The sequence below is a fragment of the Parasphingomonas zepuensis genome (assembly GCF_036663735.1).
In the GTDB taxonomy this organism is placed as follows: Bacteria; Pseudomonadota; Alphaproteobacteria; order Sphingomonadales; family Sphingomonadaceae; genus Sphingomonas.
Genome location: NZ_JAXOJO010000003.1, coordinates 565,197 through 580,034 on the forward strand (window position 1 = coordinate 565,197; position 14,838 = coordinate 580,034).

At 65.7% G+C, this 14,838-nt stretch carries 10 protein-coding genes and 1 pseudogene; all 11 read right to left on the reverse strand.

The annotated features are described in order from the left end of the window. Positions 1-226 precede the first annotated feature (226 nt). A pseudogene (locus U1769_RS14050) lies at positions 227-1,073 on the reverse strand (bifunctional 5,10-methylenetetrahydrofolate dehydrogenase/5,10-methenyltetrahydrofolate cyclohydrolase). 43 nt (positions 1,074-1,116) lie between these two features. After that, positions 1,117-1,977, reverse strand: a complete 861-nt coding sequence (purU, locus tag U1769_RS14055; protein ID WP_332717039.1) for a formyltetrahydrofolate deformylase — start codon at positions 1,975-1,977, stop codon at positions 1,117-1,119. Further along, entirely contained in the window at positions 1,974-2,513 is a 540-nt protein-coding gene (locus U1769_RS14060; protein WP_332717042.1) for a sarcosine oxidase subunit gamma, read from the reverse strand. Before U1769_RS14060 ends, purU begins: the two co-directional genes overlap by 4 nt. Further along, a complete protein-coding gene (locus U1769_RS14065; protein ID WP_332717045.1) occupies positions 2,506-5,433 on the reverse strand; it encodes a sarcosine oxidase subunit alpha family protein in 2,928 nt (975 codons plus the stop codon). The genes U1769_RS14060 and U1769_RS14065 overlap by 8 nt, the downstream gene beginning before the upstream one ends. Then, a complete protein-coding gene (locus U1769_RS14070; RefSeq protein ID WP_332717048.1) occupies positions 5,430-5,720 on the reverse strand; it encodes a sarcosine oxidase subunit delta in 291 nt (96 codons plus the stop codon). Before U1769_RS14070 ends, U1769_RS14065 begins: the two co-directional genes overlap by 4 nt. A 9-nt stretch (positions 5,721-5,729) precedes the next feature. Next, a complete protein-coding gene (locus tag U1769_RS14075) occupies positions 5,730-6,983 on the reverse strand; it encodes a sarcosine oxidase subunit beta family protein (protein ID WP_332717050.1) in 1,254 nt (417 codons plus the stop codon). A 247-nt stretch (positions 6,984-7,230) separates the two neighbouring features. After that, complete coding sequence (locus U1769_RS14080; protein WP_332717053.1) at positions 7,231-8,244, reverse strand: alpha/beta hydrolase; 1,014 nt, start codon at positions 8,242-8,244, stop codon at positions 7,231-7,233. Between the two features lie 141 nt (positions 8,245-8,385). Next, complete coding sequence (locus U1769_RS14085; RefSeq protein ID WP_332717056.1) at positions 8,386-10,533, reverse strand: TonB-dependent receptor; 2,148 nt, start codon at positions 10,531-10,533, stop codon at positions 8,386-8,388. Positions 10,534-10,817: 284 nt separating this feature from the next. Continuing rightward, on the reverse strand, positions 10,818-12,122 hold the full coding sequence (locus U1769_RS14090; protein ID WP_332717059.1) for a spinster family MFS transporter: 1,305 nt from the start codon (positions 12,120-12,122) through the stop codon (positions 10,818-10,820). Then, positions 12,122-13,528, reverse strand: coding sequence for an FAD-binding oxidoreductase (locus tag U1769_RS14095; RefSeq protein WP_332717062.1), 1,407 nt, complete (start codon positions 13,526-13,528; stop codon positions 12,122-12,124). Before U1769_RS14095 ends, U1769_RS14090 begins: the two co-directional genes overlap by 1 nt. Positions 13,529-13,561: 33 nt before the next feature. Next, complete coding sequence (locus U1769_RS14100; RefSeq protein WP_332717065.1) at positions 13,562-14,803, reverse strand: metal-dependent hydrolase family protein; 1,242 nt, start codon at positions 14,801-14,803, stop codon at positions 13,562-13,564. Between the last annotated feature and the right edge of the window lie 35 nt (positions 14,804-14,838).

Consider the following 14,838-nt stretch of genomic DNA (forward strand, 5'->3'; position numbering starts at 1 on the left):
GCTGTGATCATTGCGTGGCCCTAGCGGCCCCGCGGGCGGAAGTCTGAGCGCTTGCCGTCTGGTCGGCGAGCATCATCTTTCCAGGCCGCTGGTTTAGGACCTGACGCTGGCCGGCTCGGCGACCTGAGTGCTGACGGCCAGGCAAGGGGACGACCAGTGCTTGAGGCTATCGGCGCCCCTTGCCGCATTCTTAAACCCGGCGACCTTAGTCTTCGGGATCGAGGTCTCACCGGCCTTGACGCGCTTGCGCCGCCCTCAACGTGTTCAGCATCAGGCAGGCGAGGGTCATCGGCCCGACTCCGCCGGGCACGGGCGTGACGGCGCCGGCCCCGTTGCGCGCCTCGTCGAAGTCGACGTCGCCGACCAGGCGCGTCCCGCCCTCGAGCGTGAGCACGCGGTTGATGCCGACGTCGATGACGATGGCGCGCGACTTGATCCAGTCTGCCTGACCAGATGCGGTTTGCCGACGGCCGTGACTAGCACATCGGCCCCACGACATAGGGACGGCGTGTCGCGCGTGTGGATGTTGAACACCGTGACGGTCGCCCGCTTGGCCAGCAGCAACGCTGCCATCGGCCTTCCAACGATGTTGGAGCTGTCCAGGACCACCGCGTTCATCCCGGGAGATCCGGGTGACGGACCTGAGCAGCATGAGCCTCCCCAGCGGCGTACAAGGCGTCAGCCGCCGCCGCTGCCCTGGGCGACCTTGCCGGCGTTGAGGGCGCGCAGCCCGTCCACGTCCTTGCCCGGGTCAATCGCGGCCATCACCCGCAGGGTGTTGATGTGATCCGGCAGCGGCAGCTGGATCAGAATGCGTCCACCTCCGGCGCGGCGTTGAACGTGGCGACCTGCGCCAGGATCTCGGCTTCACTGACCTCGGCCGGAAACCGCGCGGTCTGGTTTTCGAACGCGACCTCGGTCGCGCGTTCGAGTTTGCTGCGCACATAGACATGGCTGGCAGGGTCGTCCCCAACCAGGATTACCGCGAGACCCAGTCGCCGCGGCAGGCATTCGGCCCTCGCGCGGACTTCGGCAAGTACGGCCTGGGCCTGCGCCACGCCACCGAGCGTCATCGCGGTTACGGCGCGACGCTGGGGCGGGCGGCTCTGGAGCCGATCAACTGAAGACCACGGTGCGTTGGCCATTCAGGCAAACGCGGTGCTCGACATGCCAGGTCACCGCGCGCGCAAGCACGGCGCACTCGATGTCCCGGCCGATCGTCACCAGGTCATCGGCCGACCTGGCATGGCTGACACGCTCGACCCCCTGCTCGATGATCGGGCCCTCGTCGAGATCGGTCGTCACATAATGGGCCGTGGCGCCAATGATCTTGACCCCGCGCGCATGCGCCTGGTGATAGGGCCTGGCGCCCTTGAAGCTTGGCAGGAACGAGTGGTGGATGTTGATACAGCGCTCCGACAGCGCCTCGCACATCTCCTCGGAGAGAATCTGCATGTAGCGCGCCAGTACCACCAGATCGACCTGCAGGTCGGCCGCCAGTTTCAGGAATTGCTGCTCTTGCGGCCGCTTGTCGGCATTGTCGACGGGCAGATGGTAATAGGGCAGCCCGCTCCACTCGACGAACGAGCGCATTGCGTCGTGGTTGGAGACCACCCCGACGATGTCGACCGGCAGGATCCCGGCGCGCCAGCGGTGCAGCAGGTCGAACAGGCAGTGGCCGAACCTGGAAACGGCGATCAGCACGCGCGGCCGGATCGCCGGATCGAACAGCCTGAAATCGATCCGGAACCTCTCCGCGACGGCAGCCAGGCGCTCGCCCAGGCCCGCCAGGTCAAACTCCTCGGCCGCTTCGGGTGCGAACGTGATGCGCATGAAGAACCGGCCCGTCTGCTCGTCGAGAAACTGGTGGGATTCCCCGATTGAGCAACGGTTTTCCGCCAGGAAGCCGGAAACGGCAGCCACGACGCCGAGGGTGTCGGGGCATTTGACGAGCATCACGTAATGAACGGCGGTCATGCAATAGGCTCCTGCGAGACCCGGCTGAACCAGTCGCGCAAATGGCCGGCGAAGCTCGCATCGGCCACGATGTCGAAAGTGGACGTCGCAGGGTCGGCGAGCATCAGAACGGAGACCTGCGTCAGCAGCGTCTGGGCGCATTGGGCCCTGGCCATCACCTGCGGATGCGTGTCCAGGCTGCAGCCCTTGGAGATTAGCGCCCGCGCGTCCGGCCCCGAGATGCACCAAGCCCGCCGCCCGGCCGACAGTTCCGCTAGATGGTGCAGCCGGCCCGAACATGCCTCCACGACCTGACCGCGAACCTGGTCCGCTGGCGCGAAGATCGCCCACTCCCCAGGGGCCAGCCACGCCACCCGGAGGCCAGCCTCCACTAGGGTGTTGGGCCGGGTCGGCCAGGCGAACCCGAATGCCGCTTCGAGCTCAGTCGCCGCGTCCAGATCGTCGCGCATCACGCGCAGGACCGAAAGCGAGACCGCCGACTCGGTGATGGAAAGGCCCGGCCGCTGGAGGGCCCAGACCGCGCGCACGTCAGCCATTAAGGCGGTCTCCACCGATGTCGTACGCGGCCAGCGGGATGATCCGCACGCGCGTGCCCTTGGCGGCGCCCGTGACGACGTCGAATTCCTCGCCCAGGCGGACTCGGCCGCGCCTGACCATGCCCAGGGCGACGCCGCGCCCCAGCGCCGGGCTGAAGCCCGCCGAGGTCACATAGCCCTCGCTGCCCTCGCCTTGGCTCTGTCCGCGCAGATGGGCGCCGATCGGCAAAGCCTCGGTGGACCCCACCCGCTCGAGGCCAACGAACTGCAGACGATCCTCGCGCGTGTTGGCCGGCCGTGACAGCGAGCGCCGTCCGACGAAGTCGTGCGTGCGCTTGAGAACCTGTCCCCAGCCGACATCAACCGGCGAGGTCTCGCCATCGGTGTCGGCCCCGATGTGCATGAACCCCTTTTCGGTGCGCAGCAACATCCAGGCGTCAATGCCGACCGGCGTTATATCGCAAGGCCGGCCGGCCTTTATCAGGCGGTCCCACAACTCGTCGGCGCGGTCTGCGGGAACGTTGATCTCATAGGTCACTTCACCGGTGAAGCTGGCGCGGACAACCTTGGCCGGGATATCCGCCACCTGCCCCTCCTTGAACGTCATATGCGGAAATTCCTCTGCGCTGATCGGGAAATCCACGCCGGTCGCACGGAGTACTTCGCGCGCCCGCGGGCCGCTCAGCGTCAGCACCGCCCAGGCGGTCGTGATCGGCGCGACCAGGACCTTCAGGTCCCGCCACTCGCACTGAAGCCATTCTTCGAGCCAGGCGGCGATGCGATCGGCGCCGCCGCCGGTCGTCCCGACCAGGAAGCGGTCCTCGGCGAGGCGCAGCGTGACGCCATCGTCGATCAGCACGCCCAGCTCGTTGAGCATCAGGCCATAGCGCGCGCGACCGACCTTCAGGGTTGACATGGTGTTGGCGTAGATGCGGTCGAGGAACTCGGCAGCGTCGGGGCCGACAACCTCGATCTTACCCAATGGCGAGCCTTCAAAGAGGCCGACGCCCTCGCGCACCACGCGGGCCTCGCGCTGTTCGGCCGCGTGCGGCGATTCGCCGTGCCTGGGATAATAGGCCGGGCGTAGCCAGCCGCCATATTCCTCGAAAACCGCCCCGGCCGCCTCCTGACGCTCGTGGGTCGGCAAACGACGGGAGGGCCGGAACACCGACCCCCTCGTTTGGCCGCCCAGGGCCGCCAGGCTGAGGGGCGTATAGGGAAAGCGGAACCGCGTGGTGCCGGTTTCCGCCACCCCCTGCCCCGTCAGTCCCGCCATGATCGCCAGGGCGTTGACGTTCGAGGTCTTGCCCTGGTCGGGCGCCATGCCCAGCGTGGTGTAGCGCTTGAGGTGCTCGACCGAGACGAACGCCTCGCGCTGCGCCAGGGCGATGTCGCCGGCCGTCACATCATGCTGGAAGTCTACAAAGGCCTTGCCTTCGGCATCGACCCGCCAGAGCGGTTCGATGCTCCAGCCCGGGTCCGCGTCGAGCGCGACCGGTGCTTCGCCAGCTTCGCCCCCGGCCGCCTTCCACCCCCCCGCCAAGGCCGCGTCCAAGGTAAACTCACCGTCTGCCGCACCTACCGACACCTCGGCCTGCACCGAGACGTCCGGCCGGAATGCGGCGATCCTGGCGTCCCAGGCCAGCTTGCCGCCCGACTGGGAGAACAGATGCACCGTGGGATTCCAGCCGCCGGACATGGCCAGGACTTCGCAGGATATGCGCACCAAGCGGCGGTCCTCGGTGCGCACGGTGACGCCGCGCAGCCCATGCGCACCATGGGTCCTGATGATTGCCGCGCCGGTGAAAACCCGGACGCCGCGCGCGACCAAAGCCTCGACCAGCTCAGGCGGCGGGGCCCGGCGGCTGTCGACCAGGCAAGGAACCTGCGCGTCGACATCAAGCAGCGCATGAGCCACGCCATAAGCGCTGTCGTTGTTGGTGAACAGGCTCGTGGCGTCACCCGGCAGCACTGCCCATCGGGTCAGGTACTGGCGGACGGCCGAGGCCAGCATGACGCCGGGTGCGTCATTGCCCGGGAAGACCAACGGACGCTCGAGCGCGCCGGCTGCCAGCACCACCCGGCTGGCCCGAACGGTCCAGAGACGCTGGCGCAGCACCACCTCCGGCGCGCCGGCGCCTGGATGATCGGCCAGGCGTTCGACGAGATTGACGCTGTTGTGGTCGAAATAGCCAACCGCCGTGGTGCGCGTCAGGATCTTGGTTTCCGCCGCCGCCTCGAGCTCGCCCTTGACCCCTTCCAACCATTCGCCACCGTCTAGCCCGTCGATGCGCGCCGAGGCGCTCAGCAGCGACCCGCCCAGCGCGGTGTCCTGCTCCAAGAGCATGACCCGTCGGCCCTGGCGCGTCGCGGCCAGAGCGGCGGCCAGTCCGGCCGGCCCAGACCCCACCACAAGCACGTCGCAATGGGCGTAACGGTGCTCGTAGCGATCCGGATCGGCGTCCCTAGACATTGTGCCCAGCCCCGCGGCCTTGCGGATGATCGGCTCGAACAAGTGCCAGTCCGGCCACATGAAGGTCTTGTAGTAGAAGCCGGCCGGGATGAAGCGACTGATCACATTGTTGATAGCGCCGACATCGAACCGCGCGCTCGGCCAGCAATTGACCGGTCGAGCCTGAAGGCCGTCGACGAGTTCGACCTCAGTGGCGCGCAGGTTGGGGGTGCTGCGCCCCGCCACCCCAACCTGCATCAAAGCACAGGGTTCTTCGACGCCCGCGGCCAGAACCCCGCGCGGCCGATGGTATTTGAACGACCGGCCAACGACCGTCACGCCGCTGGCGAGCAGGGCCGAGGCAAGTGTATCGCCGGCGAACCCTTCCAGGATCCGGCCCTCATAGTGGAACCGCACGCGCCGCGTGCGATCGATCCGGCCGCCGAGCGGCAGGCGACGTCCGCTCATTGCATGGATCCCGTCAAATCCGGCGCCGCGTCACCCATGCGATAGACCGCCAGGATCTCGTGGGTGACCGTGCTGCGCGCGAGGTTGAACCATTGGCGGCATCCGGCCGCGTGGACCCAGCGCTCCAGATGGACGCCCTTGGGATTGATGCGCGTGAACAGATAGTCACCCCACTCCTTGTCGGAGACCGTCTCGGGCGGGCCCGGCCGGGTGATGTGAGACTGACCGCCGCAGCGGAACTCGACCTCGTCGCGAGACCCGCAATAGGGGCAATTGATCAGCAGCATGGTGCCCCCTCAGTGCGCGATGCCGGAGGCGGCAGCCTCGTCGATCAGGGCACCCGTGAAAAACCGGTTAAGCCCGAAGGGCTCGGCAATCTCATGGGCCTGGCCTGTGGCGAGGTGATGAGCCAGCAGATAGCCGCCCGCTGGGATGGCCTTGAACCCGCCCGTCCCCCAACCGCAGTTGATGTAGAGGCCGGGGACGGGCGTCTCGCCGAGGATCGGGCTGGAATCCTGGACGATATCGACGATGCCGGCCCAGTGGCGGGCCAGGCGCACCCGCCCGACCGAAGGCATCTGCTCAGCGAGCGCGCCGGCGACCTGGCGGATGGTCGGTGAATTGCCGCGCTGGGCGTAGGAGGGATAGTGGTCGAGCCCCCCGCCGAACACCAGCCCGCCCTTGTCCGACTGGCTGACATAGAGACCGGTGGCCAAGGACAGCATCACCGTGTCGAGCACCGGCTTTAAGGGCTCTGACACGAACGCCTGCAGGGCGTGGCTGGTTACCGGCAGTGCAAAGCCCGCCATCTCGGCCACGATCGAGGAGTGACCCGCCACAGCCATGGCGACCTTGCCCGCCTCAATCACCCCGAAATTGGTGTCGACCCCGGTCACCCGGCCCGTCTCGGTCTTGCGAAAGCCCCGGACTTCGCAGTTTTGAATAATGTCGACGCCAAGCGCATCGGCCGCCCGCGCATATCCCCAAGCGACGGCGTCGTGGCGCGCGGTCCCCGCGCGCTGTTGCATGAAGCCGCCCCAGACCGGGAAGCGGGCGTTGGCGGAAGTGTCGAGGGCCGGGATGCGGCGCTTGATCTCGTCGGTGGAGATCATCTCCGCATCGACGCCGTTGAGCTGCATCGCTCCGACCCAGCGCTCGGCCCCTTCCATGTCGTGGCGGCTATGACACAGGATGACGATCCCGCGCTGGCTGAACATGACGTTGTAGTTCAACTCTCGCGACAGCCCCTCGTACAGCTTCAACGACAGGTCATAGAGCTGGGCGCTGGCACGATAATAATAGTTGGAGCGGATCACCGTGGTATTGCGACCGGTGTTGCCGCCGCCCAGCCAGCCGCGCTCGAGGACCGCGACGTTGCGCACCCCATGGACCTTGGCGAGATAATAAGCGGTGGCCAGGCCGTGACCGCCACCGCCAATGATGACGACGTCATAGCGCCGCTTGGGTCCGGGCGAGCGCCAGGCCGGCGTCCAGCCTCGCTGCCCGCGCAATCCCTGCAGAAGCACATTGAAGGCGGAATATTTCGTCATATTATTGAGCAATCCCGATACACAAGTGTATCGTGAAAGCCTCCCCGCCTTTCGTCAAGCGTAAAATCCTGGGGTGCTCGGATAGAACGCAAACGCCACCCGACCACGGAGACGGCGCAACAACAGATAATAATGTTATTACTCAATGGGTTCTCCGGACCCGCCATAGTGCGTCGCGGCCGGGAATTGGGCGCGTGCCCATAGTATTGGCAGCGCGGCTGGATGGGACGCACAGGCCGGCGCGGGGTCATCGGGGGCCGCTGAAACAGGCACGAACGAAGCTGAACCATGCCGGCACCGCCCCGGTCAGATGCGTTTCCAACGGTATGATCTCGCTGGAGATTTTGAGCCCAGGCAATGGATGCAGTGCTGTTTGCGCGAGCAGCTCGCTGGTCCCGCGCGCGATGAGCCACTGATAGATGCTTGGCTGCGCAAGCTCGCGCGCGCCAAGCGTGACGTGCAGCCGGCGGCCCGAATAGTCCCGCTTCGACGCCGCGGCCTGCCGATAGAGTTCAAAGATCCGGCTGTCTTGCGCGACGATCCCAGGACTGCCCGCGCCGATGCAGGAGAACAGGTCCGAGCGCTTGATCGCGACGTAGGTTGAGAACAAGCCGCCATAGGAATAGCCCCAAAGCGCGACATTGTTCGGATCGGTCCGAAAGGTCCTCGCCAGTTGGGGATGAAGCTCCTGTTCGAGGAAGTCGAGGAACGTGTCGGCCGCCGGGTTGGCGAACATCGCCAGATAGCGTCGACCTTCGTCTTGCGACAGGCGACCAGCTTTCACGGCGGGCTCGACCGTCTGGCGGATCACGTCGGGGACCGCTTCGCCAGGCGGGGTCAGATCGCGGATGCGCAGCCACGGCCAGGCGTGGCTTTCGCGCTTCGAATAACCCACGGACACCATGATGAAGGGGATATGGGGCGACAGCTTGTCACCCTCTCCCGATTGGTGAAACGGCGCAGTGGTGGGCAAAAAGAGATTGCCATCCATCTGGTAGACGATCGGATAGGTTTTTGTGCTGTTGGCATCATATTGCGCGGGCAGCGTGACCCAGACCGCAAACCGTGCGCCGACGCTGCCCGAGTCCATTTCGAAATACCGCGTGGACGGAAAGAGCGCGTCGAAGGAGGGCGCGGACTCCACCAGGCCTGTAGGGTTCTTCGCCGGCGAAGACCCGGAGCGATCCTGTTGGCGGGCGGCGGAGCGTGCCGGCAAGGTCGCCGTCGCGACCGCGGCGATGGCCCCGGCGGCGACCGACAAGGCGAATCTACGATCGATAGGGTGACTCACGGCATTCCTCCCAGCTTCCACACGGATCGAGTTTCGCGGCACGCGTGCGGGGAGGTGATCCGATCGCGGACCGGAGCGCCGCTTCGCGGCTCCCTCCCCCTCCGGACGCGGTCAGAATTTCGCGTTGACGCGAACGCCCCAGTATCGCGGATCACCATAGACCGAACCGGCCGAGGGCGCGCCGAACTGGGCGAGCGCGGTCTTGTCCAGCCAGTCCGACGCGTAGGTCGCGTCGAACAGGTTGCGCGCGAAGAGGGTGACGCGATAGCGCGACCAGACCAGCGACGCGCTGGCGTCGACCAGGGTGTAGGGATCGCGAGTCGGACACGGCCCGAACACTGCGGCCTCGCCGCAGAAATGGGTCGGGCCGATGCCGTTGACCGCACCATTCAGCTCTAGCGACAGCCCGTCCGACACCGGCCTGGTATAGGTGGTGGCCAGGCGGTAGCTCCATTTCGGCGCGCGCTGGAACTGCTCGTCGACATTGCCGACGCCCGGCGAGATATTGGGGGATAGGACTGTCGGCGTGACCGGGTTGTAGCCGCCGTTCACCTCGAGCAATAGCGTCGGCGTCACGCGATAGGAGCCGTCGATCTCGACGCCATAGGACTTGACCTGGCCGACGGGCACGGTGACCACGCGCGGCCCGATCGGCGTCGGCACGGTGGCCGCCGCGTTAAACGACTGAGCGTCGATGTAGAACAGCGCCACTGAAATGTCGCCGCGCCGCTCGTCGAAGCTGCTCTTGAAGCCGGTCTCATAGGACCAGAGCGTCTGGTTGGGGTAAGTCTTCTGGGGACTCGTCGTGCCGGCCAGGGGGGCGTTGAAGCCCCCCTGCGTGAAGCCCTTGGTGATCGAGGCGTAGATCTGCGTTTGCGGCGTGATCAGGTAGCGCGTCGTCACCTTGGGCTGAAAACCGTTGAACCTGGCCTTCACCCGAGAGCCCGTCAGCGGCTGCAATTCCGATGTGATCTCGTCATAGCGGGCGCCGCCGCCGACCACGAAATGGTCGCTCACCTTGTATTCTAGATCCGCGAAGCCTGCATAGCTGGTGACGTCGGTCGTCGGATTGCGCTGGGAGATCGATGAGCCGCCAAGCGCGAGGCCGCCGAGCACATTGCCGCAGGTACCGCAATCGCCGTTCTTGCCGTGATCGAAATAGACCCCGGCCAGCCACTTGAACGGACCGCTGTTGGTCGATTGTGCCCGGATTTCCTGGCTGAAGTTGCGCAAGGAGCCCGTACCCCGCGCGACGAAGAAATCGGCGGGGCTCATGTCGACGTCGTACGTGTCGCTGTATCGCTGGCTATTATAAGCCGTCGTGCCGATCAGATCTAGCGTTCCGGCCGAGTAGGTGATCTTTCCTGAATAGCTGTCGCTGCGAAGCCGGCTCTCGGTCCGGCTGCCGGCAAGCGCGCCTGTCGCCGCGCCGAACCTTGGCGTCAGCATTAGCCGGCCGTGCTTGTCGTTGATGTCGGTGACCTGGTGGTAGAGGAAGGACGGGCCGAGCTTCTTGAGATAGGTATATTTCAGGTCGATCGATAGATTGCTGGCCGGCGTGATCGTCAGCCGCCCCGTAAAGGCTTCGTAATTGTCGCGATCGGCATCGCTGCCGTCGGTGAAATGACGAAAACCCGAACGCCGCTGGATCGCCCCCGACACGCGGGCAGTGATGAGATTTTCGACGATGGGTCCGGCGAGCGTCGCCGAACCGCGGAAAGTGCCGGCATTCCCCGCTTCGGCGTTGACCTCGGCGTCGGCGTGGTTGGTCGGCGCCCGGGTGACGTAGCTGATCGCCCCCGCATAGGCGTTGCGTCCGTAGAGCGTGCCCTGCGGCCCCTTGAGCACCTCGACCCGCTCGAGGTCGAACAGCGGGATAGCGAAGGCCACATCCGAAGGCTGATACACGCCGTCGATGTAGAGGCCCACCCCCGGCACGCCCAGGCCGCGCATCGTCACCGAAATCCGGGTGACGCGCGGCGATGCGATGAAGAAGTTCGGAAGCCGGGTCGACAGGTCGCTGATCGTCGTGTTGCCGGCGGCGGTCAGATCCTTCGACGAGAAGACATCGATCGTCGCTGGAACGTCGGACAATCTCTCCTCGCGCTTACGCGCGGTGACGACGATCTCGTCGATCGCGGCCGGACCATTCGCCGCTGGCCCCTCTGGCGTGGATTGCGCGGCGGCCTGGGTCATCGCAGCTTGCGTAGCCAGAGCGCTGACGAACGCCAGAAGCAGGGCTTTGGTGTGGAAACGCATGTCTGTATTCTCCCCTCTTTTTGTATTTCAGCAGGCTCCGGACGCCGTCTTCGGCACTCCAGGGCACCTGGTCCAATGGCGCGCGTAGCGGTAAAGCCGCGCGGCGGCCGTTGAACCGGCGGCTCGCAAGGCCCAGGCCAGCCCACCCAGAGCCGCGAAATCAGCGGCGTCGTTTTCCGAAAAGGATGTCCTGATACAGTTCTGTATTAAACTACGTCAGACGTACCGGGCAGTATGTTGACATGTCAACCCTGAATATGATGGCCGGCCCGGCCGCGCATTACTCAGGCTTCGGCATCCGCCTTCATCGTCCGGCCGGCGATGATGAAACAGGCGCCGCCTGGCAGCAAAGCCGTGAAAGCGATCAGCATCGCGATTCGCAAACCCATTGCCGAGCCGTGATGCGCGCCGAAAGCGTCGCTGAAGATGCCGGTCAACGCTGGTCCTCCGCCCAGGCCGACCGAGTTCATGACCAGATAGAGCAGCGCGATCGCCGTCGCGCGGCGCGCTGATCCGCAGACAATATGAATGCCGGCGAACAGGGAAGGACCCGCGCAGAAGATGAGACACCCACCGATCAACGCCGTGACCACGAAGGTCATGACGTCGTTGGTCAGCATCGCCAGGACATACGCGGGCAGCGCGGCGATCATCAGCACCCCGGTCAGCGTCGGGACCGCGGCGGGGCTGCGCCGCCCCAGTCGGTCGGTCAGATAGCCGCCGGCGAGCGCGCCGACGATCGCGGTGACCGTCGAGACTGAACCATAGACCGTCCCCGCCTGAGCCAGCGGCAACCCGAAACTGCGGACCAGGTGGGAGACGACGAAGATCAACGCGCCATAGCTGACGATCCCATAGAAACCGCCGCCCGCGATCTGCCACAGGAAACTGGGTTTACGGGCCAGCGCCCGAATCGACGGGCCCGTCCGCTCGCCGATGGCCCGATCGGCCGCGCGCACCATATTCCGTGGCTCTCGCAGCGCCCGGCTAACGACGACTGCGATCAGCAGGCTGGACAGGCCAAAGATCACGAACATGGCGCGCCATCCGAACCGGCTGGCGATCTGCGCCCCGCCGATCAGCGCCGCCGCATAGCCCGCGACCCCCGCCATGGCGAAGATGCCAATCGCCCTGCCCCGCGTTTCCGGCGGAAAATAATCGGCAATCAGGCTTTGCGAGGTCGGCAGCGCTCCGGCTTCTCCGCCCCCGACGGCGAGGCGGGCGAGGAACATCTGCGCGAAACTCTGCGCCGCGCCGCAGACCGCGGTCATGAGGCTCCAAAAGGTAATCGAGATCGCGATGATGAGTTTGCGATCACCACGATCAGCCCATCGGGCGATCGGCAGGCCCAGTGTCGCGTAGAACAAAGCGAAAGCGGCGCCGGTCAGCAACCCCATCTGGGTGTCGGTCGCGTGAAACTCGGCTTTGATCGGCTCGATCGCGACCGTCATGATCTGGCGATCGACATTGCTGACTGTAGAGACCAGGAACAGAACGGCAAGCATCGTCCAGCGCTGCCGCGACGAAAAGAGCAGCCATGGCTGCGGCGGCGCTTGCGGCCCGGTGGAGCCCGGCGGCTGGTCCGCCATCAGTTCGGCACGAAGATTTTACCGGGATTGAACACCCCGTGCGGATCGAGGGCGCGTTTGATCTGACGCATCAGATCGACCCCGTCGCCGAGTTCGTCGATCAAGGCGGCCTGCTTGCCGAGGCCGATTCCATGCTCGCCGGTACATGTGCCATCCATCGCAAGCGCCCGGGCGATCAGGCGGGTGTTCAACGCTTCGACCTCCTCCCATTCAGCGGGTGCGTCGGGGTCGAGCGCGAACAGGACGTGGAAGTTACCGTCGCCGACATGGCCGCAGATCGTTGCTGGCACCGAACACGTCGCCAGGTCCTGCTTTGTCGCAGAGATGCAGTCCGCAAGGCGGCCGATCGGCACGCAGACGTCGCTCGCCCAGCCGGACGATCCCGGACGCAGGCCCAGGGTTGCGTAATAGGCTTCATGCCGCGCTTTCCACAGCCGCGACCGCTCCTCAGGACGCGACGACCAGGCGAACGCGCTCCCGCCATTGCCGCTGGCGAGCTCTTCGACGAGCGAGACCTGCTCGTCGACCGAGGCCTGCGACCCGTGGAATTCGAAGAACAGAGTGGTCTTCTCGGGAAAGTCGAGCTTCGACCAAAGGTTGACTGCGCGCATCTGGGCGTCGTCGAGGAGCTCCGCGCGGGCGAGCGGGACGCCAAGCTGGATCGCCTGGATCACCGTCGTCGCCGCGCCCTCGATCGTCTCGAAGCTGCAGACCGCAGAGGAGATTACCTCGGGGATCGGGTGGAGGCGAAGAGTCACCTCGGTAATGATGCCCAGCGTGCCCTCGGCGCCGACGAACAGGCGGGTGAGGTCGTAGCCGGCGGCGGATTTGCGGGCGCGGCGGGCGGTGCGGATCTCGCGTCCGTCGGCGGTCACGACGCGGAGCGAGAGCACCGCCTCGCGCATGGTGCCATAGCGAACGGCGTTCGTCCCCGACGCGCGCGTCGAGGCCATGCCCCCGATCGTCGCGTCGGCACCAGGGTCGACGGGAAAGAACAGGCCCTGGTCGCGGAGGTGATTGTTCAGCGCGATCCGCGTTACGCCGGCTTCAACGGTAACGTCGAAATCGTCGGCATTGACGTCGAGAATGCGGCTCATCCGGCTCATGTCGAGCGAGATGCCGCCGGCGATCGGCAGCGCGCTGCCTTCGATCGAGGTGCCGGCGCCGAAAGCGGTGAGCTTGAGCCCGTATTCCGCGCAGAGCCGGACGACGAAAACCACCTCTTCAGTGTTTTGGGCGAAGACCACAGCGTCGGGCAGGCGCGAAGGGAAATGGGTTTCGCTGTGGGCGTGCTGCGAAAGAATCGCCTCCGCATAGCTCACCCGCCCGCCCAGCCGGTGGTCGAGCGCCGCGCGCGCCGCGGGCGGAAGGCCGGAGCCGGGTGGAATCTCTCCGACAGCAGTCATCGTCGTCACTCCAATGCCGGCGCAAGGCCAGTCTCAATCCAGCCGGTTTTTCACGATCTCGCCGGCGCGCATGATCAGATCGAGCTTTCGGCCATCCGCCGCGAGCAACCCGATGTCCTTCAGCGGATCGCCGTCGACGACGATCAGGTCGGCATGAGCTCCGGCGCTGACACAGCCGAGCTTGCCCTCATGCATCAAAATCTCCGCGCCCATCGACGTGGCCTGGCGCAGCATTTCGAGCGGCGTGAAGACCTCCGACCGGAACTCGAACTCGCGGCATTGCTGGTCATAGGTCGAGCCGAGCAGGTCGGTGCCGTAGCCAAGCTTCACGCCGGCGTCGCGCATATACTGAAGACCCTGGATCGCAGCATCGGCGGCAACCTTCAGCTTGACCAGGCTGTCGGCCGCCATGCCCAGCTTCGCGCCGACCTCCATGCTGACGAAGATCACAGACATCGTCGGGACAACATAGGCGCCGCGCTCGGCGACCCACCCGGCGGTATCGGCGTCGATCAGGGTTGCGTGCTCGATGCAGCGAACCCCGAACTCGACTGAACGGCGGATGGCGCTGACCGGATGGCAATGGGCCGAGACATAGGTTCTCCGCTCAGTGGCTTCGTTGACGATCGCGCGAATCTCGTCCTCGCGGAACTGGTTCATCCACATCGGGTCGCTGGGCGACATCACCCCGCCCGACGCGGTGATCTTGATGCAATGCGCGCCGCGGCGAAGCTCCTCGCGCGCCGCCTTGATGCACGCGTCGACGCCGTCGACTACGATGCCACCCCAGTTCATCGAACCGCAGGAACAATAGCCGTGGGTATGATACTGCTCGGTGGGCGTGCGGTAATCGACATGGCCGCCGGTCATCGACAACACCTTGCCCGCGTAGAAGAATCGCGGCCCCCGGATCAGTCCGTCGGCGACAGCCGCCGCCAACGGGAAGTCACCCCCGCCGATGTCGCGGACCGTGGTGAAACCGCAATCGAGCGCATGGCCGAGTTTCTTGACCGCATGGGCGGTCCGGTAGGGCGCGTCGCGGCCGTCGACGACCTTGGCGTTGAGGTCGGAGAAATAAGCGTGGATGTGGCAATCGATGAGTCCGGGCATCAAGGTCTTGCCGGCGACGTCGAGTCGTTGCGCGCCGTCGGCCCTGATCGGGTGTTCGGAAACCTCCCGGATCGTGCCATCCTCGATCAGAACCGACATGCCATCAGCGCAATCCGCCGAATAACCATCGAAAATGCGCGCGTTCTCGAAAACTGTCTGGGTCATTCTTCTCATTTCGCCCTTCGCCAGCCTTCCCGACC

Bases quoted from the DNA above. Each gene is read 5' to 3' on its own strand.
- purU (WP_332717039.1), bottom strand. From the start codon at position 1,977: ATGACCGCCGTTCATTACGTGATGCTCGTCAAATGCCCCGACACCCTC.
- U1769_RS14060 (WP_332717042.1), bottom strand. From the start codon at position 2,513: ATGGCTGACGTGCGCGCGGTCTGGGCCCTCCAGCGGCCGGGCCTTTCC.
- U1769_RS14065 (WP_332717045.1), bottom strand. From the start codon at position 5,433: ATGAGCGGACGTCGCCTGCCGCTCGGCGGCCGGATCGATCGCACGCGG.
- U1769_RS14070 (WP_332717048.1), bottom strand. From the start codon at position 5,720: ATGCTGCTGATCAATTGCCCCTATTGCGGGTCTCGCGACGAGGTCGAG.
- U1769_RS14075 (WP_332717050.1), bottom strand. From the start codon at position 6,983: ATGACGAAATATTCCGCCTTCAATGTGCTTCTGCAGGGATTGCGCGGG.
- U1769_RS14085 (WP_332717056.1), bottom strand. From the start codon at position 10,533: ATGCGTTTCCACACCAAAGCCCTGCTTCTGGCGTTCGTCAGCGCTCTG.
- U1769_RS14090 (WP_332717059.1), bottom strand. From the start codon at position 12,122: ATGGCGGACCAGCCGCCGGGCTCCACCGGGCCGCAAGCGCCGCCGCAG.
- U1769_RS14095 (WP_332717062.1), bottom strand. From the start codon at position 13,528: ATGACTGCTGTCGGAGAGATTCCACCCGGCTCCGGCCTTCCGCCCGCG.
- U1769_RS14100 (WP_332717065.1), bottom strand. From the start codon at position 14,803: ATGACCCAGACAGTTTTCGAGAACGCGCGCATTTTCGATGGTTATTCG.